Source organism: Mycobacterium sp. DHQP2018-32-09, assembly GCF_058148405.1.
Genome location: NZ_JBYVYK010000067.1, coordinates 1 through 25,321 on the forward strand (window position 1 = coordinate 1; position 25,321 = coordinate 25,321).

23 protein-coding genes, 2 tRNA genes and 1 pseudogene are annotated in these 25,321 nt (G+C 70.0%); 10 read left to right on the forward strand and 16 right to left on the reverse strand.

Annotation, left to right across the window (positions count from 1 at the left end):
* Nucleotides 1–355 (reverse strand): annotated as a pseudogene (locus tag AC30CM_RS24395) (hypothetical protein); the annotation flags it as partial.
* The gene (locus AC30CM_RS24400; RefSeq protein WP_490119495.1) at nucleotides 352–1,284 is read right to left on the reverse strand and encodes a hypothetical protein; all 933 of its coding nucleotides are present in this window, start codon (nucleotides 1,282–1,284) and stop codon (nucleotides 352–354) included. The gene AC30CM_RS24400 and the pseudogene AC30CM_RS24395, both read right to left, overlap by 4 nt.
* A gap of 527 nt (nucleotides 1,285–1,811) precedes the next feature.
* On the opposite strand from AC30CM_RS24400, the gene AC30CM_RS24405 reads away from it, so the two are divergent.
* Nucleotides 1,812–2,564, forward strand: coding sequence for an enoyl-CoA hydratase (locus tag AC30CM_RS24405; protein ID WP_490119496.1), 753 nt, complete (start codon nucleotides 1,812–1,814; stop codon nucleotides 2,562–2,564).
* Nucleotides 2,565–2,568: 4 nt separating this feature from the next.
* Here the strand turns inward: AC30CM_RS24405 and AC30CM_RS24410 are convergent, their stop codons facing one another.
* The 5 genes from AC30CM_RS24410 to AC30CM_RS24430 are packed head-to-tail and all read right to left on the reverse strand — an operon-like array spanning nucleotide 2,569 to nucleotide 8,603.
* A complete protein-coding gene (locus AC30CM_RS24410) occupies nucleotides 2,569–3,387 on the reverse strand; it encodes an HpcH/HpaI aldolase/citrate lyase family protein (protein WP_490119497.1) in 819 nt (272 codons plus the stop codon).
* A complete protein-coding gene (locus AC30CM_RS24415; RefSeq protein ID WP_490119498.1) occupies nucleotides 3,387–3,881 on the reverse strand; it encodes a MaoC family dehydratase in 495 nt (164 codons plus the stop codon). The genes AC30CM_RS24410 and AC30CM_RS24415 overlap by 1 nt, the downstream gene beginning before the upstream one ends.
* Nucleotides 3,878–5,038 carry an acyl-CoA dehydrogenase family protein gene (locus AC30CM_RS24420; protein WP_490119499.1) on the reverse strand — a complete coding sequence of 387 codons (1,161 nt, stop codon included), beginning with the start codon at nucleotides 5,036–5,038 and terminating at the stop codon, nucleotides 3,878–3,880. Before AC30CM_RS24420 ends, AC30CM_RS24415 begins: the two co-directional genes overlap by 4 nt.
* A complete protein-coding gene (locus tag AC30CM_RS24425; protein ID WP_490119500.1) occupies nucleotides 5,035–7,047 on the reverse strand; it encodes an acetyl/propionyl/methylcrotonyl-CoA carboxylase subunit alpha in 2,013 nt (670 codons plus the stop codon). The genes AC30CM_RS24420 and AC30CM_RS24425 overlap by 4 nt, the downstream gene beginning before the upstream one ends.
* Before the next feature lie 5 nt (nucleotides 7,048–7,052).
* Entirely contained in the window at nucleotides 7,053–8,603 is a 1,551-nt protein-coding gene (locus AC30CM_RS24430) for a carboxyl transferase domain-containing protein (RefSeq protein ID WP_490119501.1), read from the reverse strand.
* Between the two features lie 93 nt (nucleotides 8,604–8,696).
* On the opposite strand from AC30CM_RS24430, the gene AC30CM_RS24435 reads away from it, so the two are divergent.
* Complete coding sequence (locus tag AC30CM_RS24435) at nucleotides 8,697–9,317, forward strand: SACE_7040 family transcriptional regulator (RefSeq protein WP_490119502.1); 621 nt, start codon at nucleotides 8,697–8,699, stop codon at nucleotides 9,315–9,317.
* Here the strand turns inward: AC30CM_RS24435 and AC30CM_RS24440 are convergent.
* Both AC30CM_RS24440 and AC30CM_RS24445 read right to left on the reverse strand, forming a co-directional pair.
* On the reverse strand, nucleotides 9,314–9,469 hold the full coding sequence (locus AC30CM_RS24440) for a DUF6131 family protein (protein ID WP_490119503.1): 156 nt from the start codon (nucleotides 9,467–9,469) through the stop codon (nucleotides 9,314–9,316). The two genes, AC30CM_RS24435 and AC30CM_RS24440, sit on opposite strands and share 4 nt — an antisense overlap.
* 47 nt (nucleotides 9,470–9,516) lie before the next feature.
* A complete protein-coding gene (locus tag AC30CM_RS24445; RefSeq protein WP_490119504.1) occupies nucleotides 9,517–9,726 on the reverse strand; it encodes a hypothetical protein in 210 nt (69 codons plus the stop codon).
* Between the two features lie 156 nt (nucleotides 9,727–9,882).
* Here AC30CM_RS24445 and AC30CM_RS24450 point away from each other — a divergent pair, with 156 nt between their 5' ends.
* Nucleotides 9,883–10,698, forward strand: a complete 816-nt coding sequence (locus AC30CM_RS24450) for an MmpS family transport accessory protein (RefSeq protein ID WP_490119505.1) — start codon at nucleotides 9,883–9,885, stop codon at nucleotides 10,696–10,698.
* On the opposite strand, the gene AC30CM_RS24455 is transcribed toward AC30CM_RS24450, so the two are convergent.
* On the reverse strand, nucleotides 10,669–11,994 hold the full coding sequence (locus AC30CM_RS24455) for an MFS transporter (protein WP_490119506.1): 1,326 nt from the start codon (nucleotides 11,992–11,994) through the stop codon (nucleotides 10,669–10,671). The two genes, AC30CM_RS24450 and AC30CM_RS24455, sit on opposite strands and share 30 nt — an antisense overlap.
* A gap of 33 nt (nucleotides 11,995–12,027) precedes the next feature.
* On the opposite strand from AC30CM_RS24455, the gene cmrA reads away from it, so the two are divergent.
* Nucleotides 12,028–12,834: a mycolate reductase gene (gene cmrA, locus AC30CM_RS24460; RefSeq protein WP_490119507.1), complete on the forward strand. Its 807-nt coding sequence runs from the start codon at nucleotides 12,028–12,030 to the stop codon at nucleotides 12,832–12,834.
* A 21-nt stretch (nucleotides 12,835–12,855) separates the two neighbouring features.
* On the opposite strand, the gene AC30CM_RS24465 is transcribed toward cmrA, so the two are convergent.
* Nucleotides 12,856–14,466 (reverse strand): helicase HerA-like domain-containing protein, encoded by a 1,611-nt coding sequence (locus AC30CM_RS24465; RefSeq protein ID WP_490119508.1) that lies wholly within the window; start codon nucleotides 14,464–14,466, stop codon nucleotides 12,856–12,858.
* A gap of 81 nt (nucleotides 14,467–14,547) precedes the next feature.
* On the opposite strand from AC30CM_RS24465, the gene orn reads away from it, so the two are divergent.
* Nucleotides 14,548–15,183, forward strand: coding sequence for an oligoribonuclease (orn, locus tag AC30CM_RS24470; RefSeq protein WP_490119509.1), 636 nt, complete (start codon nucleotides 14,548–14,550; stop codon nucleotides 15,181–15,183).
* Nucleotides 15,184–15,215: 32 nt separating this feature from the next.
* A tRNA-His gene (locus tag AC30CM_RS24475) sits at nucleotides 15,216–15,288 on the forward strand.
* 106 nt (nucleotides 15,289–15,394) lie between these two features.
* Here the strand turns inward: AC30CM_RS24475 and AC30CM_RS24480 are convergent.
* The gene (locus tag AC30CM_RS24480) at nucleotides 15,395–16,618 is read right to left on the reverse strand and encodes a L,D-transpeptidase (protein ID WP_490119510.1); all 1,224 of its coding nucleotides are present in this window, start codon (nucleotides 16,616–16,618) and stop codon (nucleotides 15,395–15,397) included.
* Nucleotides 16,619–16,796: 178 nt separating this feature from the next.
* On the opposite strand from AC30CM_RS24480, the gene AC30CM_RS24485 reads away from it, so the two are divergent.
* The 3 genes from AC30CM_RS24485 to AC30CM_RS24495 all read left to right on the forward strand — a co-directional run bounded on the left by AC30CM_RS24485 (nucleotide 16,797) and on the right by AC30CM_RS24495 (nucleotide 18,612).
* A tRNA-Lys gene (locus AC30CM_RS24485) sits at nucleotides 16,797–16,872 on the forward strand.
* 268 nt (nucleotides 16,873–17,140) lie between these two features.
* A complete protein-coding gene (locus AC30CM_RS24490) occupies nucleotides 17,141–18,151 on the forward strand; it encodes a LacI family DNA-binding transcriptional regulator (protein WP_490119511.1) in 1,011 nt (336 codons plus the stop codon).
* A gap of 302 nt (nucleotides 18,152–18,453) precedes the next feature.
* Complete coding sequence (locus tag AC30CM_RS24495; protein ID WP_490119512.1) at nucleotides 18,454–18,612, forward strand: hypothetical protein; 159 nt, start codon at nucleotides 18,454–18,456, stop codon at nucleotides 18,610–18,612.
* A gap of 36 nt (nucleotides 18,613–18,648) precedes the next feature.
* Here the strand turns inward: AC30CM_RS24495 and AC30CM_RS24500 are convergent, their stop codons facing one another.
* Nucleotides 18,649–18,867 carry a DUF3618 domain-containing protein gene (locus AC30CM_RS24500; protein ID WP_490119513.1) on the reverse strand — a complete coding sequence of 73 codons (219 nt, stop codon included), beginning with the start codon at nucleotides 18,865–18,867 and terminating at the stop codon, nucleotides 18,649–18,651.
* Between the two features lie 93 nt (nucleotides 18,868–18,960).
* On the opposite strand from AC30CM_RS24500, the gene bcp reads away from it, so the two are divergent.
* A complete protein-coding gene (gene bcp / locus AC30CM_RS24505) occupies nucleotides 18,961–19,434 on the forward strand; it encodes a thioredoxin-dependent thiol peroxidase (protein WP_490119514.1) in 474 nt (157 codons plus the stop codon).
* Here the strand turns inward: bcp and AC30CM_RS24510 are convergent.
* The 3 genes from AC30CM_RS24510 to AC30CM_RS24520 form a co-directional block, all read right to left on the reverse strand.
* Nucleotides 19,431–20,759, reverse strand: a complete 1,329-nt coding sequence (locus AC30CM_RS24510) for a dipeptidase (RefSeq protein WP_490119515.1) — start codon at nucleotides 20,757–20,759, stop codon at nucleotides 19,431–19,433. The genes bcp and AC30CM_RS24510 overlap by 4 nt on opposite strands.
* 73 nt (nucleotides 20,760–20,832) lie before the next feature.
* A complete protein-coding gene (acpS, locus tag AC30CM_RS24515; RefSeq protein ID WP_490119516.1) occupies nucleotides 20,833–21,225 on the reverse strand; it encodes a holo-ACP synthase AcpS in 393 nt (130 codons plus the stop codon).
* 93 nt (nucleotides 21,226–21,318) lie between these two features.
* A partial coding sequence (locus AC30CM_RS24520; protein WP_490119517.1) for a beta-ketoacyl synthase N-terminal-like domain-containing protein occupies nucleotides 21,319–25,321 on the reverse strand: 4,003 nt, incomplete at its 5' end.

Consider the following 25,321-nt stretch of genomic DNA (forward strand, 5'->3'; position numbering starts at 1 on the left):
CGGGAGCGCCTGCTGCGCCGGCAGCACCGGCCGCACCGCCGCCGGCGGCAGCACCGCCACCGCCGCCTGCCGTGGCAGCACCCGGCAGCGCGCTGAGCGCGGCAGACGGCAGCCCGAGTGGCACACCACCGGCCGAAGGAGGTGCGATCATCGGCACGCTGATGCTCGGGATCCCGATCCCGGGGATGCCGCCCAGCGCCCCGCTACCGGGAATTCCGGCAATCGTCTGCGCGGCCGCGGGAGCGCCACCGGCGACACCGCTGGAGGTCTCGACCGTGGCTGCAGCGGGAACCTGGACCGCGGCGGGCACCCCTGCCTCGACGGCACCACCGGCAGGCACACCGCCGACGTTCACCTCGGCACCGGGTAGCGACGCGGCGACGGGTGCACCACCACCGGTCGCACCACCACCTGCTGCGGGCGCACCACCACCGGCCGCTCCGCCGCCGGGCGCCCCGCCACCGGCAACGCCGCCCGCGGGCGCGCCACCACCAGCTCCGCCACCGACCGGCGCGCCTCCCCCGGCACCACCGCCGGCGGGAACTCCACCACCGACGGGCACACCGCCACCTCCTGGGGCGCCACCACCCACGGGAACACCGCCACCACCCGGGGCGCCACCACCCACGGGAACACCGCCACCACCCGGGGCACCCCCACCGACCGGTGCGCCACCAGCAGCGGGGGCACCGCCACCTCCGGGGACCGCGGCAAGGCCATCCGCGGGCACCACGGCCGCGGGTGCCGCACCCGATGCACCGTCGATCGGAGCGCCGACGGGAGGGGCGACGGCCGCGGCGTCCTGCACCAGACCTGCCTCGGCTCCGGCGCCGGTGCCGCTTCCGGCTCCGGCGCCACCGCCCGTACCTGCGGCGCCGTTGGCGGCACCACCACCGGCGTTGCCCGCGGCATCGGCCACGGCGGCCATGTCCTGAATCGCACCAACCGCGGGTCCACCTGCACCGCCGGCTCCGGCACCGCCACCAGCTCCGGCACCACCAGCACCGCCAGCACCGGCACCACCAGCACCGGCACCACCCGCGCCACCAGCGCCAGCTCCGGCACCACCCGCGCCACCAGCGCCAGCTCCGGCACCACCCGCACCACCGGCTCCGGCACCACCAGCACCGGCACCACCCGCGCCACCGGCTCCGGCACCGGCGGCTCCCGCACCACCAGCTCCACCAGCGCCCGCACCACCAGCTCCACCAGCGCCCGCACCACCAGCTCCAGCAGCGCCCGCACCACCAGCCCCGGCACCACCGCCGGCACCACCAGCGGCACCGCTGGCCGCCGATGCCGCGCTCGACGCCGGGGGGACCACGACGGAGTTCGGCGGTGCACCGGCGCCGGTCAAGATCGACGTCGCGCTCTGCAGGGCCCCCGGCACGTTGGCCGGCGTGGAAGAGAGGGTTTGCATCATGCCCGCGCACGGCACGCCGCCCGATCCGCCCGCCGACTGATTGGCCGGCGCGGCCATGCCCACCGAACCCGGCAGCACGATTGGCCACCACATGGCGGTGATCGCAATAGCGCTCATCGTGAGGCGCTTGCTCGTCGGTGACATCTGTCCTCCAGCTCGTTGGACCCTGTGGTCACGCTGAAGGTACGGCCGACTCATTTTTTGACTCGGAAGGCAATATCGAGGTTTATCGATCCGTTGCGAAGGCGATCCGGCTCCGTGACAGGACCGCCACGCGCCGGTAGCACTCGACGCGGCCGAAAATCATCCAAAAATGGCCCTGAACTGGGATTACTACCCTTTCACCAACTGCAGCAGGCGGAACACGCCGCGGCACTACGCTGAGGGCGTGTCCGATCTCGTACTGACGCGGGTCGACGACCGCGTCGCCGTCATCACCGTCAACGACCCCGAACGGCGCAACGCCGTCACCGCCGACAGCTCGGCCGCACTGCGCGCTGCCGTCGAATCCGCCGAAGCCGACCCGGACGTGCACGCCATCGTCGTCACCGGGGCAGGCAAGGCGTTTTGCGCGGGAGCCGACCTGACGGCGCTGGGCTCGGCCACCGAAACGGGCCTGCGGGTGATCTACGACGGCTTCCTGGCCGTCGCCCAGTGCTCGCTGCCGACCATCGCAGCCGTGAACGGCCCGGCGGTCGGCGCCGGATTGAACCTGGCCCTCGCCGCCGACGTCCGGATCGCCGGGCCGGATGCCCTCTTCGACCCACGGTTCCAGAAGCTGGGCATCCACCCCGGCGGCGGTGCGACGTGGATGCTGCAACGCGCCGCGGGTGTCGAAGTAGCCCGTGCTGCCTTGCTTTTCGGGATGCGCTTCGACGCCGACGCCGCCGTGCGCCACGGACTGGCGCTCGAGGTTGCCGCCGACCCGGTAGCCGCCGCGCTCCGCTTGGCGGCTGGGCCCGCGTCCGCGCCCCGCGACGTCGTGATCGCCACGAAGGCGTCGATGCGCGCCACCGCCAACCCAGGAGTCGTGGACCTCGAGCAGCACCGCATGGCGGTCGACGTCGAGATCGGCCCGCAGGCGGCGTCCATCGAATCACCGGAATTCGCAGCGCGATTGGCAGCAGCGAAGAAGCGCTGAGTCGTCAGGCCCCAGGACGGGGAGCCAAGGCGACGATGCGCTCGGCACGCCGCAGCACCGGCGCGTCCACCATCAGGCCCTCGAACGCGAAGACGCCACGCTCGGCGCTCGCCGCCGCCAACACGCGCCGCGCCCAATCAGCCTGCGCCACACTGGGAGTGTAGGCATCGCGGATGACGGTGACCTGTGTCGGATGGATGGCCACCTTGGCGTCGAAGCCGACCGCGACGGCGTCGTCGCTCTCGGCGCGCAGGCCGTCGAGGTCCTTAATGTCGAGATACACCGAATCCAGGGCCAGCTTGCCGTAGGCCTTGGCCGCCAGCAGCGTCTGCGAGCGCACGTGCCGCGCGACGTCGCGGTAGCTGCCGTCGGGCCACCGATTGGCGGTGCCACCCGTGGCGGCGAACAGGTCCTCGGCGCCCCACATCACGGCGTAGGCGTTGCCTGCGCGGGCGACGTCGGCCACGGCCAGCGCACCCATCGGCGTCTCGACCAGCACCACGACGTTCAGAGGGGCCAGCGCGGTGACTTGCTCGGCGGACTCCGTCTTGGCGAGCATCACGGTCGCGTAGTCGGTGCGCAGGAGCACGTCCAGGTCTGCCGCATGGTCGGCCGTACCCGCGGGGTTGATCCGCACGACCGTGCGGCCAGGGTCGAGCGGCGCCTCGAGCAGTGCCGCCCTCGCGGCCTCCCGATCCTTGGCGGCCACCCCGTCCTCCAGATCGAGGATGACGACATCGGCTGCCGCGGCGGCCTTCTCGAAACGCTCGGGACGGTCGGCGGGGCAGAACAACCAGCCCGGACCTGGAGTGTGAAGCGCCATCAGGACACCGGCCGCGTGCGCACCATGGTCTTGCGCGTTGCGGTGACGACGACGTCGCCGTGTTGATTGCGCCCGACGTGCTGCAGGGTCACGATGCCCTCCCCCGGCCGGCTCTTCGACACCCGCTTGTCGACGACCTCCGTCTCGGCGTAGAGGGTGTCACCGTGGAACAGCGGCTTCGGGAAGGCCACCTCGCCGAAGCCCAGATTGCCGACGATGGTCCCCTGCGTGAGCTGGGCGACGGACAGCCCGACGAGCGTCGACAGCGTGAACATCGAGTTCACCAGCCGCTGATGAAACGGCGGCTGCGCGTCGGCGAACGCCGCATCCAGGTGCAGCGCTTGGGTATTCATCGTCAGCGTGGTGAACAGCACGTTGTCCGCCTCGGTGATCGTCCGACCCGGGCGGTGCTCGTAACGCACCCCGGTCTCGAACTCCTCGAACCACAGGCCGCGCTGCACCACCACCTTCGACGGTGTCGCGTCGTCGGTCACAGACCGGCCTCCCTGGCGATGAGCATCAGCTGCACCTCGGTGGTGCCCTCGCCGATCTCGAGGATCTTGCTGTCGCGGTAGTGCCGGGCCACGGTGTACTCGTTCATGAAGCCGTAACCGCCGAACACCTGCGTGGCATCGCGCGCATTGTCCATGGCCGCCTCGCTGGCCACCAGCTTGGCGACGGCCGCAGCCTTCTTGAAGGGCTTGCCGGACAGCATGAGTGCGGCGGCGTCGTAGTAGGCGGCCCGCGCCGCGTGTGCCCGGGCCTCCATCCGGGCGATCTTGAACGCGATCGCCTGATACCTCCCGATGGCGGCACCGAAGGCCTCGCGCTGCTTGGCGTAACGCACGCACTCGTCGACGCATCCCTGCGCAACGCCGACAGACAACGCGGCGATGGCGATGCGTCCCTCGTCGAGGATCCGCAGGAAGTTCGCATAGCCACGACCGCGCTGTCCGAGCAGGTTCGCCGCGGGTACCCGTACGTCGTCGAAGCTCAACGGGTGCGTGTCCGAGGCGTTCCAGCCCACCTTGTCGTAGGCAGGTTCTGCCGTGAAGCCGGTGGTCGGAACCGGCACCAGGATGGTCGAGATCTCCTTCTTGCCCGCGACGTCCCCGGTGACCGCGGTGACGGTCACCAACTTCGTGATGTCGGTTCCCGAGTTCGTGATGAACTGCTTGGAACCGTTGATCACCCAGTGGTCGCCGTCGAGCCGCGCCGTGGTCTTGGTGGCCCCGGCGTCGGTACCGCCACCGGCCTCGGTGAGACCGAAGGCACCCAGCGCCTTGCCCGACGCCAGCAACGGCAGCCACTCCCGGCGTTGTTCGTCGGAACCGAAGCGGTACACGGGCATCGCTCCCAGCGAGACGCCCGCCTCGAGGGTGATGGCCACGCTCTGGTCCACCTTTCCCAGTTCCTCGAGGGCCAGGCAGAGCGCGAAGTAGTCGCCCCCCATGCCGCCGTACTCCTCGGGGAACGGGAGACCGAACAGCCCCATGTCGGCCATGCCGTCGACCACCTCGTAGGGGAACGAGTGCTCCTTGTCGTGCTTGGCCGCGACGGGTGCCACGACCGTCTGGGCGAACTCGCGCACCGTCTTGGCCAGATCGGCGTAGTGGTCCGGCAGGGTCCCGGTGGACAGGAAGTCACTCATGCGTGGTCGGCTCCGCTTCTCGCTGATCGGTCATTGTCGGACTCCTTGGTGGACGCAGTGATTCGGGCCAAGGGCTGACCCACCTTGACCTGGTCGCCGACGGCGACGAGCAGTGCGACGGTGCCGTCGACGGGGGCCGACAGCGCATGTTCCATCTTCATGGCCTCGACGGTGACGACGACGCCGCCCGCGCTGACGACCGTCCCGTCCTCGACCCCGATGGCGACCACGGACCCCGGCATGGGGCTGCACAGCTCGGCGTCGCCGGCATGCTCGTCGTCGGGGCGCACCGGCGCTTCGCGCACCTCCTCGGTCTGGACCACGTGGCCGTCGCCTGCCAGCCAGACGACGCCGGCACGCTCGGCCGCGACGTAGGACGTCCGCACCCCGTCCACGGTGACCAGCAGGCGGCGTCCGTCGAGGGAGGCCGTCACGGCATGCGCGTCCCCGTCCTCGATCCACGCCGACGCGTCCCCGGGAACCCCGGTCACCGACACGTGCTCGACGCGCCCGCCGGCACGCAACCGCACGGTCGTGGCCGCATGCGTTCCGGTGCGCCAGCCGGAAGGCCGCGTCCACGGGTCGTCACTCGCCGCCTCCCAGCGAGCCAGCCAGCGGTAGGCGGCGGCGGCGATCAGCTCGCGATCGCCCGCGGCGTGGGGCACGTAGTCCGGGAGCCGTCGGTCGAGCAGACCGGTGTCGAGATGCCCGGCGGCGACGTCCGAGTCGGCGAGCAGGAACCGTAGGAAGTCGACGTTGGTGGTGACACCGAGCACCGCGGTGTCGGCCAGGGCTCGATCGAGTGCCGCCAGCGCGGCGGGGCGATCCTGGGCGTGGACGATCACCTTCGCCAGCATCGGGTCGTAGTCACTGCCCACCACCGTCCCCGGCTGGATGCCGGAATCCGTGCGTGCGTCTGGACTTTCGACGACGTCGAGGACGGTGCCGCCGGTGGGCAGGAAGCCCGTGCCGGGGTCCTCGGCGTAGACGCGCGCCTCGATGGCGTGCCCCGTCATCCGGACGTCGTCCTGCGTCACCCCCAACGCGTGGCCGGCGGCCACCCGCACCTGCAATTCGACCAAGTCCACGCCGGTGACCTCTTCGGTGACCGGGTGTTCGACCTGCAGGCGCGTGTTCATCTCCATGAAGAAGAACTCGTCCGGCCGGTCCGCGGAGACGATGAACTCCACGGTGCCCGCGCCGGCGTAGTCGACACTTCGGGCGGTGGCGCATGCCGCGGCGCCGATGCGTTCCCGGGTGGCGGCATCGAGCAGCGGTGACGGCGCCTCCTCGATGACCTTTTGGTGTCGGCGCTGCAGGCTGCATTCGCGTTCGCCGAAGTGCACGACGTTGCCGTGTCCGTCCGCGACCACCTGCACCTCGACGTGCCTGGGGCGCTGCACGAATCGCTCGAGGAACAGCGTGTCGTCACCGAAGGCCGCTGCCGCTTCACGCCGGGCCGACACCAGGGCGGCGGGCAGCCCGGCGGCGTCGTGCACGACGCGCATGCCCTTCCCGCCACCGCCCGCCGAGGGCTTGACCAGCACCGGGTACCCGACCTCGGTGGCCCCGGCGATCAGATCGTCGTCGGTGAGCCCGGGCCGGGAGATGCCCGGCACCACCGGCACCCCGAATGCCGACACCGTGGCCTTGGCGGTGATCTTGTCGCCCATGGTCCGGATGGCCGCTGCTGGCGGTCCGATGAAGACCACCCCGGCGCGCTCCAGCGCGTCGGCGAAAGCCGCGTTCTCCGAGAGGAACCCGTACCCCGGGTGCACGGCCTGGGCACCGGTGCGGGCGACGGCGTCCAGTACGGCGTCGATCGACAGATAGCTCTGCCTGGCAGGTGCGGGTCCCAGTCGCACCGCCGCGTCGGCCTCGGCGACGTGGCGGGCGCCGGCGTCGGCGTCGCTGTAGACGGCCACCGAGCGGATGCCCATGGTGCGCAGGGTGCGGATGACCCGCACGGCGATCTCGCCGCGGTTGGCGATCAAAATCGTGTCGAACACGTTCCTCACATCCTGAACACGCCGTAGGACACCGGCTCCAGCGGAGCCTGTGCGACCACCGAAAGCGCAAGTCCGACGACGGTTCTCGTGTCGGCGGGGTCGATCACGCCGTCGTCCCAGAGGCGGGCCGTCGAGTAGTACGGGTTGCCCTGCCGCTCGTACTGCTCCCGGATCGGCGCCTTGAACGCCTCCTCCTCGTCGGCGGTCATGTCGCCGCGGACCGTCGCGAGTACCGACGCGGCCTGTTCGCCGCCCATCACCGAGATGCGCGCATTGGGCCACATCCACAGGAAGCGCGGCGAATAGGCTCGGCCGCACATCGAATAGTTGCCTGCCCCATACGATCCGCCGATCACCACCGTCAGCTTCGGCACCCGGGCACAAGCCACCGCGGTCACCATCTTGGCGCCGTGCTTGGCGATGCCGCCCGCCTCGTAGTCGCGCCCCACCATGAAGCCCGCGATGTTCTGCAGGAACAGCAGAGGCACCGAACGCTTGTCGCACAGTTCGATGAAGTGCGCACCCTTGAGGGCGGACTCCCCGAACAGCACCCCGTTGTTGGCGACGATGCCGACGGGATGCCCGTGGATGCGGGCAAAGCCGGTGACGAGGGTGGTCCCGTATTCGGCCTTGAACTCGGTGAAGTCGCCGCCGTCGACGATGCGCATCACCACCTCGTGGACGTCGTAGGGCACCCGGGAGTCGGTGGGTACGACGTCGTACAGCTCGTGCTGGTCGGCAACGGGGTCGACGGTGGGGACGACGGTCCACGGCGTGGCCGTCCGCGGGCCGAGGGTCGCGACGATGTCGCGCACGATCCGCAGCGCGTCTCGGTCGTCGTGGGCCAGATGGTCGGCGACACCGGACACCTTGGCGTGCAGGTCGCCGCCGCCGAGGTCCTCGGCGCTGACGATCTCGCCGGTCGCGGCCTTCACCAACGGCGGGCCACCGAGGAAGATCGTGCCCTGGTTGCGCACGATGACGGCCTCGTCGCTCATCGCGGGCACGTAGGCGCCGCCCGCGGTGCAGGATCCGAGGACCGCGGCGATCTGGGGGATGCCCTGGGCGCTGAGGTTGGCCTGATTGAAGAAGATACGACCGAAGTGCTCCCGGTCGGGGAACACCTCGTCCTGACGCGGCAGGAACGCTCCCCCGGAGTCGACCAGGTAGAGGCATGGCAGCCGATTCTGGCCGGCGATCTCCTGCGCGCGCAGGTGTTTCTTCACCGTGATCGGATAGTAGGTGCCGCCCTTGACCGTGGCGTCGTTGGCGACGACCATGCACTCCCGCCCGGAGACCCTGCCGATCCCGGTGATGATTCCCGCGCCGGGGCACTCGTCGCCGTACATTCCGTCTGCCGCGAGCGGGGCGATCTCCAGGAAGGGCGAGCCGGGATCCAGCAGCCCGTCGACGCGATCCCGCGGCAGCAGCTTCCCGCGGCCGACGTGCCGCTCCCTGGCGCGTTCCGGGCCGCCGCGCGCGGCGGTGGCCAGTTTGGCGCGCAGTTCCTCGACCAGCGCGCGATGCTGGTCGGAATGGTTGGGCCGCGTCGGCATCCGAGAGACTCGCTTCAGTTGAGTTAATGACGACTAACTGATGGTATGTTAGTCGCCATTAACCCGACTGTCCATGCCCCGGGAGGTGAGCCGATGGCGAAGACCGGTGCCGCCGAAACGCCCGCCGAGACCCGGCGCAGCAAGGCCAAGTCCGATCGCCGAGACCAGATCGTCGCCGCCGCCGAACGACTCGTCGCCGAGCGCGGCTATCTCGCGGTTCGTCTCGAGGACATCGGCGCGGCCGCCGGTGTCAGCGGCCCCGCCATCTACCGGCACTTCGCGAACAAGGAAGCCTTGCTCGTCGAGATCCTCGTCGGGATCAGCACCCGACTGCTCGACGGCGCGCGGGGCGTCGTCGAGCAGGCCGCCGATCCGGCGACGACCGTCGAGGCGTTGATCGACTTCCACCTGGACTTCGCCCTCGGCGAGTCGGACCTGATCCGCATCCAGGACCGCGACCTGGGCCACCTACCCGCCTCAGCCAGGCGACAGGTACGCCGGGCGCAACGGCAATACGTGGAGATCTGGGTCGAGGCGCTGCGCCGCCGCGACCCCAGCCTGGCCGACGACGACGCGAGGTTGATGGCCCACGCCAGCTTCGGACTGATCAACTCGACGCCGCACAGCGTACGCACGACCACGCCGCCACCCTCGTCGCGCCACATGCTGCGCGCGATGACGGTGGCGGCGTTGTCGGCTCGCCGCGAGGACTAGTACCAGACGCGCCTACCGCCGACGGCGTGGCCCATGGCGCCGAGCAACCAGAACACGGCACCGATGACCAGGGCGACGACGCCGACGTACGTGAGAATCGGCACGCCGAAGATCAGTCCCAGGATGAGCAGGATGGCTCCGATGGCGATCATGATGACTTCCTTTCCCGTGGTGGGCGCGCGGCGCCCGGTGACGCCGGTTACTGGCTGGGCTGCGGCAGCTTGCAGTCAGTGACCTTGGGATTGACTCCCGCGTAGTTGAGCGGCCCAGCCACCACCGTCAATGCAATGGTTCCCGCTGTGCCGCAGTTGTTTTCGCTGGTCTCGAAGTAGCCGCGCTGGTAGGTCGCGACCACGCCGATCAAGAGCCAGACGAGTACGATGACGCCGAGAATTCCGCCACCTCGCATTGCAGGCCTCCGTCCCTCGAGCGCCTCCGTGACGCGTGATCTTGGCTTACCCCGGCGAAAATTGGGCTAAACGCAGCGCAGCCGGGCAAGCCGACCACGCTCGGCAGGCGATGCCGCGCCACGCCGCGCGGGTACCGTGTGGCACATGAGGTGGGCATGACAGGGTCTTCACGACGCGACGAGTCTGCACGGCACGACGGGCACGAACCGCCGACCCAGCAGGCGCCCTACGGTCAGCCCGGTCACGCCGACCCGGCCTACGCGAACCAGGCGCCCTACGACCCGTCACGTCAGCTGCCGTACCAGGCGCCGGTGCCACCCACCGAGCAGTTCCCCGCCTACTCGCCGTACGGTCAGCAGCCGCCGCCCAACGCCCCCTACACCGGTCCGTACGGAACCCAGTACGTGCAGGGCGGACCACCTGAGCCACCCGAACCCGAGAAGCCGGGGCGAGCACTGTGGCTGTGGGCACTGGCGGCGCTGTCGGTGGTCATCGTCATCGGGCTGGTCATCGCGCTCGTCGTCGTCAACGGGTCGCAATCGCAGACCGTCGTCGCACCGCCCAACTCGCCGCCGGAACCGACGCTGCGCACCGCCCCCAGCACCTCGAGCCGCGCGCCCACCACCACGCGGACGCCGATCCCACTGCCGCCGACCGCCACCACCTCGCCGGGTCAGACGACCTCCCCCGGCGCTCCGGCCCCAGGAGGCACCGAGACCGTCGTCTACGACGTCGAGGGCGAGGGCCGCGCCATCAACATCACCTACATCGACACCGGCGGCGTCTTCCAGACCGAGTTCAACGTGATGCTGCCGTGGCGCAAGGAGGTCTCCCTGGCCGCGCCGGCGAAGGGGTCGGCCAGCGTCAGCATCATCAACGTCGGCCGCGACATCACGTGCTCGATCTCCGTGGACGACACCCTGGTGCAGCAACGCACCGGTTCAGGCCTGACGGTCTGCAGCCCGATCTGACGACGGCGTCCGCACCAGCAGCATCGCGACCAAGCCCAACACCAGCACCGTCACCAGCCCGCCCATGCCGGCACGATCGGTCCCGAAGACCGCGATGAACGTCGCGAACAGCCAGGGCGCCAGCGGCGTCGCCGCCCGTCCCGTCGTCGTGTAGAGGCCGAACGTCACGCCCTCCTTGCCCTCGGTGGTCAACCGCAGCATCTGGGTACGCGCCGACGACTGGGTGGGGCCGATGAACAAGCACAGCAGCAGGCCGCAGATCCAGAACGCCGTCGGCCCGTCGAGGGTCATCAGCAGGCCCGCGACCACGATCATCGACGTCAGCGAACCGACGATGACGGGCTTGGACCCCACGCGATCGTCGAGCATGCCGCCCAGCACGGCGCCGACGGCCGCCACCACGCAGGCGCACACGCCGAACAGCAGCACGTCGGCCTGTGAGACGCCGTAGACCGTGACGCCGAGCACGGCGCCGAAGGTGAACACGCCCGTCAGACCGTCACGGAAGATCGCGCTGGCCACCAGATAGAAGACGATGTTGCGGTCGCGCCGCCACTGATCGGTCAGCTCGGCCCACAGTTTGCGGTAGGCACCCAGCGGGCTCACGGTGGGCGGCGCGTCCTCGGGCGTGCCCCGCCCCCTGGCGAGCACCAGCGGAAGGGCGAAGAGCAGGAACCACGCCGCCGTCAGCAGCATGGCCGAGCGCACCGGCCAGCCGTCCTCGGCGGGGACGCCGAGCAGCCCCCGGGTGTCACCGTCGCCGGCGATGAGCCCGAGGTACACGATCAGCAGTAATGCCACGCTGCCGAAATAGCCTGCCGCCGCACCCATTCCGGAGATGCGGCCAGACGTGGCCGGTGTCGACAGCTCGCGCAGCATCGCGTTGTACGGCACGGTGGCGAGGTCACTGCAGGCCGCGGTACAGGTGAGCAGCGCCAGACCGGCCCACAGATAGTCGGGGTCGGCGCGGATCAGGCTCATCGACGCGGTCAGCGCCACCGCGACGCCCGTCAGCACCGTCAGCACGATGCGGCGGCGGTGCGCGGCGTCGACCCAGATGCCCGTCGCGGGCGCCAGGACGGCGACCACCAGCCCCGACACCGTCAGCGCCCGGCCCAACCACTCCGCCGGCGTCGTGGGACCCGACAGGCCGACGCCGACCTGCCCGGTGAGGTAGACCGAGAAGACGAAGGTCACGACGATGGCGTTCATCCCGGTGGCGCCCATGTCCCACAGCGCCCACGCAGCGACGCGCGACCGGCCGGGACTCGGCGACCCCGGACCGGGGCTGCTCATGCCTGCACTCTATTGGTCCCTACGATTGGCGCCATGTCCGTACCCGCTCCCCATCCCGACGCCCGCGCGGTCGTCACCGGCGCCTCGCAGAACATCGGCGAAGCGCTCGCCACGGAACTCGCTGCGCGCGGGCACAGCCTGATCGTGACGGCGCGCCGCGAGGACAAGCTGACCGATCTCGCGGCGCGGCTGACCGACCGCTACGGCGTCACCGTCGAGGTGCGCGCCCTCGACCTGACCGACCCCGCCGCGCGGGCGACGTTCTGCGACGAACTGTCGGGGCGCAACGTGTCCATCCTGTGCGCCAACGCCGGCACCGCCACCTTCGGCTCGATCGCCGACCTCGACCCTCAGGGCGAGCGCGACCAGGTGCAGCTCAACGTGCTCGGCGTGCACGACCTGGTGCTGGCCGTGCTGCCGAACATGGTGCGCAAGCGTGCCGGCGGCATCCTGATCTCGGGCTCGGCGGCCGGCAACTCCCCCATCCCCAACAACGCCACCTACGCCGCGTCCAAGGCCTTCGCCAACACCTTCAGCGAGTCACTGCGTGGCGAACTCAAGCCGCTGGGCATCCACGTGACGCTGCTGGCGCCCGGCCCGGTGCGCACCGAGCTGCCCGACCCCGACGACCAGTCGCTGGTGGAGAAGCTCATCCCGGACTTCCTGTGGATCGACACCGAGTACACCGCCAAGGTCTCGCTGGACGGTCTGAACGACAACAAGATGCGGGTGGTCCCCGGCGTCACGTCCAAGGCGATGTCGGTGGCCAGCGGCTACGCCCCGCGTGCGATCGTCACGCCCATCGTCGGCGCCGTCTACAAGAAGCTGGGCGGCAGCTAGTCCCCGCCGGCCCTGCGGCAGCTAGCGACGGCGGCGCCGTCCGGTGCCGAAGATGCTGCGGGTGATCTCGCGGCCGATCACCGTGCCCGCCGACCGCATCGCGCTCTTGAACGCCGGGCTGTCGATGACCTTCTCGAAGACGCTGGGCCCGGCCGGCTCGCCGCCCCAGGTCGTCGGCGGGGGCTCCCACGTACCCCCGGCAGGCGGCACGTACACCGGCGGGGGGAGGTCTCCGGCGGGCGGCGTCGGCGGCCCCGGGGGTGCGGGCGGTTCGGCGACGCGGGCGGTGAGGCGCTCGTAGGCCGACTCCCGGTCGATGGTCTGCCCGTACTCGGCCTGCAGCGCGGATGCCTTGGCGGCGGCCGAGATCGCGTCGGTGCCGATGGTGTCCATCAACGACCGCGGCGCCCGCATGCGCGTCCACGCCACCGGTGTCGGCGCACCGCGCTCCGAGAGCACGGTGACGACGGCCTCGCCGATGCCCAACGACGTCAGCGCCTCCTCGAGGTCGTAGACGTCGGTCTTGGGATAGGTGCGCACGGTCTTGGCCAGTGCCTTCTGGTCGTCGGGCGTGAAGGCGCGCAGGGCGTGCTGGATGCGCGCCCCGAGCTGTGAGAGCACCTCGTTGGGCACGTCGGTGGGCAGCTGGGTGCAGAAGAACACGCCGACCCCCTTGGAGCGGATGAGTTTCACCGTCTGCTCCACCTGGCCGAGGAACGCCTTGGACGCGTCGTCGAACAGCAGGTGCGCCTCGTCGAAGAAGAACACCAGGTTCGGCTGCTCGACGTCCCCCACCTCGGGCAGGGTGGTGAACAGATCGGCCAGCACCCACATCAGGAACGTCGAGAACAGCACGGGGCGCGCCGCGTCGGCCCCGAGTTCCAGCAGCGTGATGACGCCGCGGCCCTGCTCGTCGCGGCGCATCAGGTCCTTGGGCTCCAGTTCCGGCTCCCCGAAGAACGTGTCGCCGCCGTCGGCCTCCAGGTTGACCAGGGCGCGCAGGATGACCCCGGCCGTCGTGGTCGAGACGGCGCCGAGTTCCTTGAGGGCCGGCTTGCCTTCTGCGCTGGTGAGGTACTGGATGACCGCGCGCAAGTCCTTGAGGTCCAGCAGGGCGAGCCCCTGCTGGTCGGCCCAGTGGAAGATCAAGCCCAGCGTGGATTCCTGAGTGGCGTTGAGCCCCAACACCTTCGACAGCAAGATGGGCCCGAAGCTGGTGATCGTGGCACGGACCGGCACGCCGACGCCCGCGGTGCCGAGCGACAGGAATTCCACGGGGTAGGCGGTGGGGGCCCAGTCGTCACCGGTGTCGGTGGCGCGCTGGGTCGTCTTGTCGCTGGTGGCGCCGACGCAGGACAGGCCCGACAGGTCACCCTTGACGTCGGCCATGACCACCGGCACTCCAGCGGCCGACAGCTGTTCTGCCAGCACCTGCAGCGATTTGGTCTTGCCGGTGCCGGTCGCGCCGGCCACCAGTCCGTGACGGTTGACGGTGGCCAGCGGGATGCGCACGCGCGCAGCCGGGTCGACGACCCCGTCGACGACGACGCTGCCGAGTTCGAGCGCGGGGCCGGCTGCGGCGTAACCAGCGGCGATCTGACATGCGGGGGTGGCGGCCGGGTCAGCGGTCATGGGCAGAACCTACCCGGCCGACCTGCGCGGCGGCACGGCTCGCGACGACACCGTCGGAGCGACGGCATACCCTGGATCGCTGTGCGTGACGAACTGGTGTGGATCGACTGCGAGATGACGGGGCTGGACCTGGGGTCCGACCGGCTCATCGAGATCGCGGCTCTGGTCACCGACGCGGAACTCAACGTCCTGGGCGACGGCATCGACGTGGTGATCCACGCCGACGACGCGGCGCTCGACGGCATGGTCGAGGTGGTGGCGACGATGCACCGCAAGTCGGGGCTCACCGAGGAGGTGCGGACGTCGACCACCGACGTCGCGACGGCCGAGAAACTCGTCCTCGACTACGTGCGCGAGCACGTCAAGCAGGCCAAGACGGCGCCGCTGTGCGGCAACTCGATCGCCACCGACCGCGGGTTCATCGCACGCGACATGCCGGCCCTCGACGACTACCTGCACTACCGGATGATCGACGTCAGCTCGATCAAGGAGTTGTGCCGCCGCTGGTACCCGCGGATCTACTTCGGCCAGCCGGAGAAGGGGCTCGCCCATCGGGCGCTGGCCGACATCCACGAGTCCATCCGCGAGCTGAAGTACTACCGCCAGACCGCGTTCGTGGCGGCGCCCGGCCCGTCCACCAGCGACATCGCGGCGGTGGCCGCCGAACTCGGCCCGCCGAAGGACTCCGATTCGGCCGCGGGGCCCTCGACCGGTTAGTATCTACGTCGCTGCTCTCGCGAGTGGCAATGGTGGCTGTAGTTCAGTTGGTAGAGCACCAGGTTGTGATCCTGGCTGTCGCGGGTTCGAGTCCCGTCAGCCACCCGAGCAGGTGGGAGGGCCTTCGGGCCCTCCCACTTTTTCGTTGTCCGGGCGCGATTCGTGGAGTTTCCGTCGCGCTCACCGCGACGGAAACTCCACGAATCGCGCGTCAGACGTTGGCGTTCCCGGCCTTCCACTGGTCCCAGGGGATGTTCCAGTCCCCCAGCCCATCGGTGCCCGGCAGGACCGATCCCACGGTGTTGGACACCTCCACGATGTCGCCGCGCTTGGTGTTCTCGTAGAACCACTGCGCGTTGGACGTGCTGACGTTGAGGCATCCGTGGCTGACGTTGCTGTAGCCCTGACTGCCCACGGACCACGGCGCGCCGTGGACGTAGATGCCGCTGTAGGACATCTGGGTGGCGAAGTCCACCTCCGTGCGATACCCGTTGGGCGAGTTGGCCGGAACCCCATACGTCGACGAGTCCATCACCATGTGCGCCAACCGGTCACCCACGATGTAGACGCCGTTGTTGGTCGGCGTGCTGTTCTTGCCCATCGAGATGGGCATGGTCTTGACGATCTCGCCGTTGCGGCGGACGGTCAGCGTCTTGGTGGTGTCGTCGGCCGTCGCGATCAGCTGGTCACCGATCGTGAAGTGCGTCGTCACGTTCTCCTGGCCGAAGAGCCCGCCGCCCAGGTCCACGCCGTAGGTGTTCACCGCGACGTCGACGGTGGTGCCCGGCTTCCAGTACTCGGCGGGGCGCCAGCGCACCTCGCGGTTGTTGAGCCAGTAGAACGCGCCCTCCACCTTGGGATTGGTGGTCACGGTGATCGCCTTCTCGGCGGCCGCGCGGTTGGGGATGTTCTCGTCGAAGCGGACGGCGACGGGCTGTCCCACCCCGACGACCTCACCGTCGTTGGGCAACACGTACGGCATGGTGAGGTTCTCCGGCGAATGCGTCCGGAACGTCATGGAGCGACTGGTCACCCCGCCCAACCCCAACGCCTTCGCCGTCACCGTGTACTTCGCGTTGTAGTCCAGCGGATCGGTGGTGCGCCACGTCAGCCCGTCGGCGCTGAGCTTGCCGCTGACGGTCTCACCGCTGGCATCGGTCATGGTGACCGAGCCCAGCACGCCGTCCTCGGCGCTGACGGTCACGGGCGCGTCGACGGTGATGCCCACCGCACCGTCGGTGACCGACGCCGTCAGCTTGGGCACCAGCAGGTCGGCGAAGGGGGTGCCCTTGTCGGTGATGGTCTGCGGCTGCGGGGCGGCCGACGGCGTGCTGGAGCACGCGCCGACACCCAGCGCGAGCGCGGGCACCAGGAGAATCGCCGCCACCCTCGTCGACCTCGAACGCGGACGGGTCACCGATCGGACTCGCCACATGCTTGCTCCACCTCGCCCACCGTTGATTCCTGGGAGTTTCCCCCAACTACTTGGCAGTAGTCTAAGGGAAACCGGCGACGCGGGCGCGTTCGTTACACCGCGCCTGAGGGGGTCCTCAGCGGGCCCTCCGACCAGCCGATTTCATCTCAGCCGCCCCGCCTGTTATGGTCTTCTCCGCGCGCCGTTAGCTCAGTTGGTAGAGCAGCTGACTCTTAATCAGCGGGTCCGGGGTTCGAAACCCTGACGGCGCACCACCACGAAGACCCCGCCTCGGCGGGGTCTTCGTCGTTTCCAGGCTGTCGTGCGTGCGCGAGATCTGCGCCAGGGTCGTCCAGGGCGGCGGACCACGACCACCACGCAGAAGTCGCGACCGTCGCAGGCGCCAGGGTCCCAGGCCACCAGTGCCTGCATCGTGCCCTCGCGGTACGCCCTCGGCGCGCGCATGTCACCGGTGTCAGAAAAGTAGCGGCGATGCGGCTGACATCGGTGACATACTGTGCGCCTGACGAAGGAGGCGGCGCGATGGCGACGATGCGGGACGTGGCCGAACGCGCCGGCGTCAGCACCAAGACCGTCTCCCGCGTGGTCAACGACGATCGCTACGTGTCCGCCGACGTCCGCCAGCGCGTCGAGCAGGCCATTGCCGAATTGCATTACGTACCAAACATGTTGGCGGTGACGTTCCGCACCGGGCGGGACGCGGCGATCGGCGTGGCGGTACCCGGCGTCGCCGACCCCTTCTTCGCCAGCATCATCGACGCCGTCGAGCACGAGGCCAGCCGTCGCGGCGTCGCCGTCATCGTCACCAGCGTCGGCTGGGAACCGACGCACGAGCAGCAGTCCATCGAGGCCGTCCTGCACCGCCGGGTGGCGGGCATGATCATCTGCCCGGTGGGACCCGACATGTCGTTCCTGCGCCCGTGGCAGGCGCGTACGCCCCTGGTCTTCGTCGACCGGGTGCCCGGCAAGCTGGCCGCCGACGCGGTGGTCCAAGACGACGTCGGCGGCGGCGCCGAGGCCACCGCGCACCTGATCTCGCACGGACATCGCCGGATCGCGTTCTGCGGTGACGACGTGGTCACCGGCAGGCTGCGCCTGCAAGGGTGCCGGCGCGCGCTCGCGCAGGCCGAACTGCCCCACCCGGACGACCTGGCCCACCTCGGCGCCGTGGACGCTGCGACCATCACGGCCGCGCTCGAGCGGATGCTCGACGCGCCCGAGCCGCCCACGGCGGTGTTCTCGTCCAATGCCCGGTGCACCGTGTCGGTGGTGACGGCCCTGCAGACCCTGGCCCGCGAGGACGTCGCGGTGATCGGCTTCGGCGACTTCCCCACCGCGACGGCACTCAAGCCCGCCGTCACCGTCGTCGACCAGGACGGTGAGGCCATGGGACGCTTCGCCGCCGAGCGCCTGTTCGCCCGCATCGACGACCCCGCCCGCAGACTGCGCCGCCGCACGGTGTTGCCCGTGGCACTGCTGACCAGAGCGTCCTGCGCCCTGGCCGGCGAACACGTCGCCAGCGGCCACGGCTGACGCCGACGCGTAGCCGGCAGCAAGGCCCCGGTGGTAGCCGGTCACGCCCCACCCGCGTCGACCAGCGACGCTCGTCGTCACGATCGCGAATGTGCTGGAATTCCCGCCATCGTCAGCCGTTCGCCCCCGGCAAACCGACGCCAGCACGTCGACGAAATCCCATGATCAGGCGTTTTCGGGAGAGACGCCGCGCGGGAACTCGACAAAGCCTGGTAGGCTCCGAGTTAGCTGCTGAATCCGCGGGACCTCTGCCCGCGAACAGCGAGAACGGACGGGGAGGTATTAGCCAGATGACAACATCGATGGCAGATACCCGCTCCGCCGACCGCCCGGAATACGCCGACCGCGACGATTCCGCGCAACCTGAGGTCGTCGTCTACAACTGCAGCCGGCTGGGCATGCGCGCCAACCCGCCGCGCTCGGCGTTCGCGGAGTTCTTCCGCTTCGGCCGACGCCGCTGAGGGCTCGCACCCTCCCGTCGCCCAACCGGTACGCGCTCAGCGACGCCGGATCAACACCACCAGCACCACGGCACCCAGCCCGGCGATCGACGCCAGCACGACGGGGCGCTTCACGAACTCGATGAGACCGGCCTTGGCGTCGTCTGCCAGCCGCTGCGGATTTGCCCGTTCCGCAAGCTTGTCGACCGTGGTGGCCAGCTGATCGCGCGCCTGGTCGATGTCCCGCTTGATGCTGTCCGGATCCCTGTCCGCCACGTCAGCCCTCCAAGTCACCGTGTCCCTTGCCGCACTACCCTAGTTGAGCGACCCGACGCCGCCACGCACGGCCGACCGGAAGGACCCACGAACATGGCACCGACGCCCCGACTCGAGGTTGGCGACAAGGCCCCCGCCTTCAGCTTGCCCGACGCCGACGGCAACACCGTCTCGCTGAGCGACTTCGCCGGACGCAAGGTGGTCGTGTACTTCTACCCCGCAGCCTCGACGCCCGGCTGCACGAAGCAGGCGTGCGACTTCCGCGACAACCTCGCCGAACTCAACGACGCCGGCCTCGACGTCGTGGGCATCTCCCCCGACAAGCCCGCCAAGCTGGCGAAGTTCCGCGACGAGCAGGGCCTGACGTTCCCGCTGCTCTCCGATCCCGACAAGGCCGTGCTCACCGCATGGGGCGCCTTCGGTGAGAAGCGGATGTACGGCAAGACCGTGCAGGGCGTCATCCGTTCCACGTTCGTCGTGGACGAGCAGGGCACCATCGAGGTGGCCCAGTACAACGTCAAGGCCACCGGGCACGTCGCCAAGCTGCGCCGCGACATCTCCGTCTAGGGCGCCAGCGCCGCCAGCAGCAGCGTCTCGGCGGTCGCCGCGCGTTCCAGTACGCCCAGGTGCAGGCTCTCGTTGACGCTGTGCGCCTGCGTGTTGGGATCTTCCACGCCCGTCACCAGGATCGTGGCAGCGGGGAACGCGGCGGCGAACTCGGCGATGAACGGAATGGAGCCGCCGACGCCGGTGTCCACGGCGTCGGCGCCCCACGCCTGGCGGAACGCCGCCCGGGCCGCGTCGTAGACCGGGCCGCTGGCGTCGATGGCATACGGCTGCCCGACGTCACCGGGGGTCACGGTGACCTTCGCACCCCACGGGGCATGCGCCTCCAGATGCGTGCGCAAGGCCTCCAGATGCGCGACGGCGTCGCCCCCGGGCGCCACGCGCATGCTGACCTTTGCCCTGGCCCGCGGGATCAGGGTGTTCGACGACGCCGCGATCGACGTCGTGTCGATGCCGATGACCGTGATCGCCGGCTTGGCCCACAGCCGTTGCGGCACCGAGCCGGACCCGATCTCGCGGACACCGTCGAGCATCCCGGTGTCGGCGCGCACCCGCTCGGGCGTGTAGTCGACCTCGCTGGCCGTGCCCTCGTGCAGACCGGCCACCGCCACGTTGCCGTCGTCGTCGTGCAGGCTGGCCAGCAGCCGCACCAATGCCGACACCGCATCCGGCACCACACCACCCCACATGCCGGAATGCAGCCCGTGGTCCAGGGTTTCGACCTCCACGACGCAGTCGGCCAGCCCGCGCAGCGAGACGGTGAGCGACGGGATCTCGGTGCTCCAGTTGTCACTGTCGGCGATGACGATGACGTCGGCGGCCAACAGGTCGCGATGTGCGGCGAGCAGCCGGCTCAGCGACGGCGACCCGGACTCCTCCTCGCCCTCGACGAAGATCGTGACACCCACCGGGGGCTTACCGTCGAACGCCCGCATCGCCGCCAGGTGCGTGGCGATGCCCGCCTTGTCATCGGCGGTGCCGCGGCCGTAGAGCCGGCCGTCCCGCTCGGTGGGTTCGAACGGCGGTGAATCCCATTGCGCGGGATCGCCTTCGGGTTGCACGTCGTGATGGGCGTACAGCAGCACCGTCGGTGCGCCTGCGGGTGCGGGATGTCGGGCGATCACGGCGGGGGCACCCCCCTCGCTGACGATGCGGACGTCCTCGAAGCCCACTCCGGTGAACAGGCCGGCCACCGCCCGGGCGCTCTCTCGCACCCGTTCGCGCCGGGCGGGGTCCGCCCACACGGAATCGATGCGAACCAGGTCCTCCAGGTCCGCGCGAACCGACGGCAGCACGTCCCGGACGCGGGCGACGAGATCAGTCATGCGTCAAGGCTAGTAGCCCTCGCGATTCGTGGAGTCTGCGTCGCGCCGAGCGCGACGCAGACTCCACGAATCACTAGACGATCTCGAGGACGGCGACCGCTGCCGCGGTGTCCTTCTCGTGCGTCAGTGACAGGTGGATGGTGACGTCGGAGAGGTGCTCGGCGATGGCGCCGGACAACCGCACCTTGGGCCGCCCCCACATGTCGGTGACGATCTCGATGTCGCGATGAATGCCCTCGGGCAGCACCGGCCGCTTCGAGAACCGCGATCCCGACCACGCCTTGATCACGGCCTCCTTGGCCGCCCAGCGCGCGGCGAGGTGCCGCGCCGCCGACGAACTCTTGTCGGCGGCGTCGCGGCGCTCACCGGGGGTGAACGTCTCGGCGAACACCGTGCCGGGTTGATCCACCTGCTCGGCGAAGTCCGGGATCGACACCAGGTCGATACCCACTCCCACGATGCTCACGAGCCAACCCCACAGGCTGCGACCGGACGTTCGGTGCGTTTGCTTCGCACGTTGGCTTTGCTCACGCGGCGAAACTACCCCACGCCCGGGCGGTCACCGGGCATACCAACCGTCCGCGCCCAGACGCGACGTCGGATCGAGCAGCATGTCGGCTTCCTGACGCTTCTCACTCTGCGGCGCATCGTGGTTGAAGCGACGGTCGGCAGGCTTCTCGTACATCGCGGGACCACCGGCGATGGCCGACGCCAACCTGCGCTGCCCGGCGACCACGCGCTCCGCGGCACGCCGCTGGTAGTCCGCGCGCTGCGCCTCGTCGAGCGAGGCCAGGAACGCCTGCGGATGGACCAGGGCGATCAAGCCGGACACGTGGCCGAACCCGAGGCTGGTGATCAGGCCCGCCTTCAGCGGCAGCTTGTCCCCCAGGTGCAGCGCCTCGCGCACCCACACGAAGTGCGACGCGTGCGACAACTCGTCGTCGACACAGTCCAGGCTGCGGTTCGGCGGGATGACGCCGTCGCGCAGGATCTGGCACAGCCCCATCATCTGGAACGCGGCGGCGCCGCCCTTGCTGTGGCCGGTCAGGCTCTTCTGGCTGACCACGAACAGCGGGTTGCCCTCCGAACGCCCCATCGCCTTCGCGAGCCGCTCGTGCAGCTCGGTCTCGTTGGGATCGTTGGCCAGCGTCGACGTGTCGTGCTTGGAGATCACCGCGATGTCGTCGGGGGTGACGCCGAGCTTGGCCAGCGACCTGGCCAGCTCCGACTTCCTACCACCGCGACCGGCACCCAGCGCACCGAGACCCGGCGCCGGGATCGACGTGTGCACGCCGTCGCCGAACGACGACACGTAACCGACGACCGCCATCACGGGCAGCCCCATCTCCAGGGCGAGATCGCCGCGCGCGAGCAGGATGGTGCCACCACCCTGGCCCTCGACGAAGCCGAGCCGGCGGCGATCGTTGGCGCGTGACATCTTCGCGTCGCTGATGCCCTTGGCGCGCATCATCTCGGTGTCGGCGGTGGCCGACATGTCACCGAAGCCGATGATCGCCTCGAGCGTCAGGTCGTCGTAGCCACCGGCCACCACGAATTGCGCCTTGCCCAGCCGGATCTTGTCGACGCCCTCCTCGACCGACACCGCGGCCGTGGCGCACGCGCCCACCGGGTGGATCATCGCGCCGTAGCTGCCCACGTAGGACTGCACGACGTGACCGGCGAAGACGTTCGGCAGGACCTCCTGCAGGATGTCGTTCGGCTTGTTCCTGCCCAGCAGGTTGCCGTGGTACATCGTCTGCATCGACGTCATGCCGCCCATGCCGGTGCCCTGCGTGCTGGCGACCAGGCTCGGGTGCACCCAGCGCATCAGCTCCGCGGGGCTGAATCCCGACGACAGGAACGCGTCGACGGTGGTGACCAGGTTCCACAGCGCCAGCCGGTCGATCGAGTTCATCATGTCCGGCGTCACGCCGTACACCGTCGGGTCGAACCCGGTGGGCACCTGCGCGCCCACGGTGCGCGACAGCTTGACCTTGCGGGGCACGCGGATCTCGGTACCCGCCTGACGGGTCACCTGCCAGTCGCCGCTGTCGGGAACCGGGGCGATGACCGTGTGCTCGGGATCGAACTGGACGAAGGCGCGGGCCTCCTCCTCCGAGGACACGACGAACGTGAAGTCCTTGTCCAGGAAGACCGAGACCAGAAGCGGCGCTGCGTGATCCGGATCGATGGCGCCGTCGTCCACCCATTCGCGGATGCCCACGCGTTCGATCACGGCGTCGTGGTAGCGCTCCACCAGCTCGCCCTCGTCGACCATCTCACCGGTCTGGGTGTCGTACCAACCCGGCTTGGGGTCGTCCTCCCACTTGACCAGACCCGTGGTCCAGGCCAGCTCCAGCACGCCGGCCGCCGACAGCTCGCCGGAGGTCTCGACCTCGAACCGGGTACGCGAGGAGCCGTACGGTCCCAGCTCGGCACCGCCGACGATCACCACCAGGTCGGCGGGGTCGACGTCGAGGTCGGTCCACGTCGGCGTCGGGTTGCCGGTGAAGCCGCGCGGCGGCGACGGCAAGGCCCGGATGGTGCCCGGGTCGACGTCGTCGGCGTCGGTGTCGCGGGTCTCGCCCGCCATGTCCTCACGCGCCTTGGCCGCGAGCTCGGCCAGGTCGATGTCCACCTCGCCGAGCCCACCGGTGAGGTCGGCCTGCAGCGGTTGCCGGGCGGCAGCGACCTTCGACTCGATGTCGCACAGGTCCAGCAGCATGGCAGCCATCTCATCGGTCGTGTACGTGGTCACGCCCGCTTCCTCGACCGCCCCGGCGATGGCGTCGTTGTGCCCCATCAGGCCGGTGCCCTTGGTCCAGCCGATCAGAGCGTGCGCCAACGACACTCGCTGCGACCACGAGGTCTCGGCCTTCCAGCGGGTGACCACGGCGTCGAGTGCCGACTTGGCCTCGCCGTAGGCCCCGTCCCCGCCGAACATGCCGCGGTTGGGCGAGCCCGGCAGCACGACGTGCAGCCGCGACGCGATGTCCCGCTCGGCGCCGATGTGCGACAGGCCGGCGATGAGCCGCTGCACGGCCCACAGCAGCACCTTCATCTCCATCTCGGCGCGGGCACCCGCCTCCGACATGTCCCCGGCCACGCGCGGTGCGGCGAACGGGAACAGCAGCGTGGGGGTGAGCGCGTCCTTGAGGTGGATCGATTGCGGCCCAAGGCTTTCGGACTGCTCGTTGCCGACCCACTCCACCAGTGCGTCGATGTCGGAGTACGACGCCATGTTGGCGGGCACCACCCACAGCGTCGCGCCGAAGCTGGCGTTGTCGCGGTAGAGGTCCTTGTAGAACGCGAGACGCTTGTCGTCGAGCCGCGACGTCGTCGCGATCACCGTGGCGCCGCCGGACAGCAGGCGCGCGGTGACGGCGGCCGCGATCGAGCCCTTGGAGGCACCCGTGACCACGGCGATCTCGTCGGCGTAGCGACCCTTGGCCGGGTTCTCGGCACCGGCGGCGGCCCGGCCGTAGAGCGCGGCATGCACGTTGCGCCCGGCGGCCAGCGCCTTGCCCTGCCACCAATTCGCCTGCGTGGCAACGACGTGACCCGCACCCTCGAAACGCTCCGAGAGCCGCTGCCAGTCGGCGTCGATGTCGCTCTCCTCGGCCAGCCACAGCCGCGCGAGGTCCTCACGGGCGCTGGCCCAGCGGTCGTCGAAGAGGACGGCCTTGCGACCGTCGAACGACGGCGCCACCAGACGCGGCCAGTCCGAACCCAATTCGCTGCTGACGAGGTCGATCAGATCGGTGTCGGTGACGGTGTCGCCGACGCTCGCCTGCTGGTCCAGGCCCAGCTGGTTGAGGATCATCCGTGCCGTCGAAGCCAGGACGCCGTCGCGACCGGTCACCTTCTCGGCGAATTCGCCGAGCGCCGCCGAGTCCACGACACCTCCGGCACCGCCACCGGCGGACGGCATCGACACGGCCACGCCCTTGCGAGCGCCAACCGCGAGCACCGCGGCGTCGATGACCTTGTCGACCGCACCGGCGTCGGCCAGCGCGCCGTCGTGCAGCCCGCCAAGTGCGCCGCCACGGACGCTGGAGCCCTCGCGGGTACCGAGCGCCACCTCGACGGTGACGTTCTTGGCCCAGCCCGGGCCCAGCTCCCAGGTCTTGGTGACGCGTTCGGTGATGTAAGCCGGACGCTTGCCGGACGGCCCGAAGACCGTGCGCAGCTGGTCGTTGATCGCGTCGCCGAGCACCGGGCCGAACGGCTTGTAGGTGCGGGCCAGCTTGGAGACCTGTCCCTTGAGGGCGCCCAGGTCGGCCTCGGCGGCACCGTCGATGGCGCCGAGGTTCAGTTCGGAGCCCAGGTCGACCAGCAGCTGGTTGCGGCGCGAGGACGCACCGTCGGTGATGGACTCGATGGAGTCGAGCGTCTCGATCTGGTCGAGGCGCATCTTCGCCATCAGTGCAATCAGCGCGACGGTGGCGTCGGCGGCGTCGAACGCGATGTCGTCGGGTCGCGGAGCGCCGGCGGGCGCGACATGGGGACTGGGAGCGCCGGCGGGCGCGGCAGGCGCGGCGGGCGCGGCCGCGGGTGCGGCA

Bases quoted from the DNA above. Each gene is read 5' to 3' on its own strand.
- AC30CM_RS24410 (WP_490119497.1), bottom strand. From the start codon at position 3,387: ATGGCGCTTCACACTCCAGGTCCGGGCTGGTTGTTCTGCCCCGCCGAC.
- AC30CM_RS24420 (WP_490119499.1), bottom strand. From the start codon at position 5,038: ATGAGTGACTTCCTGTCCACCGGGACCCTGCCGGACCACTACGCCGAT.
- AC30CM_RS24430 (WP_490119501.1), bottom strand. From the start codon at position 8,603: ATGCCGACGCGGCCCAACCATTCCGACCAGCATCGCGCGCTGGTCGAG.
- AC30CM_RS24435 (WP_490119502.1), top strand. From the start codon at position 8,697: ATGGCGAAGACCGGTGCCGCCGAAACGCCCGCCGAGACCCGGCGCAGC.
- AC30CM_RS24440 (WP_490119503.1), bottom strand. From the start codon at position 9,469: ATGATCGCCATCGGAGCCATCCTGCTCATCCTGGGACTGATCTTCGGC.
- AC30CM_RS24445 (WP_490119504.1), bottom strand. From the start codon at position 9,726: ATGCGAGGTGGCGGAATTCTCGGCGTCATCGTACTCGTCTGGCTCTTG.
- AC30CM_RS24450 (WP_490119505.1), top strand. From the start codon at position 9,883: ATGACAGGGTCTTCACGACGCGACGAGTCTGCACGGCACGACGGGCAC.
- AC30CM_RS24455 (WP_490119506.1), bottom strand. From the start codon at position 11,994: ATGAGCAGCCCCGGTCCGGGGTCGCCGAGTCCCGGCCGGTCGCGCGTC.
- cmrA (WP_490119507.1), top strand. From the start codon at position 12,028: ATGTCCGTACCCGCTCCCCATCCCGACGCCCGCGCGGTCGTCACCGGC.
- AC30CM_RS24465 (WP_490119508.1), bottom strand. From the start codon at position 14,466: ATGACCGCTGACCCGGCCGCCACCCCCGCATGTCAGATCGCCGCTGGT.
- AC30CM_RS24480 (WP_490119510.1), bottom strand. From the start codon at position 16,618: ATGTGGCGAGTCCGATCGGTGACCCGTCCGCGTTCGAGGTCGACGAGG.
- AC30CM_RS24490 (WP_490119511.1), top strand. From the start codon at position 17,141: ATGGCGACGATGCGGGACGTGGCCGAACGCGCCGGCGTCAGCACCAAG.
- AC30CM_RS24495 (WP_490119512.1), top strand. From the start codon at position 18,454: ATGGCAGATACCCGCTCCGCCGACCGCCCGGAATACGCCGACCGCGAC.
- bcp (WP_490119514.1), top strand. From the start codon at position 18,961: ATGGCACCGACGCCCCGACTCGAGGTTGGCGACAAGGCCCCCGCCTTC.
- AC30CM_RS24510 (WP_490119515.1), bottom strand. From the start codon at position 20,759: ATGACTGATCTCGTCGCCCGCGTCCGGGACGTGCTGCCGTCGGTTCGC.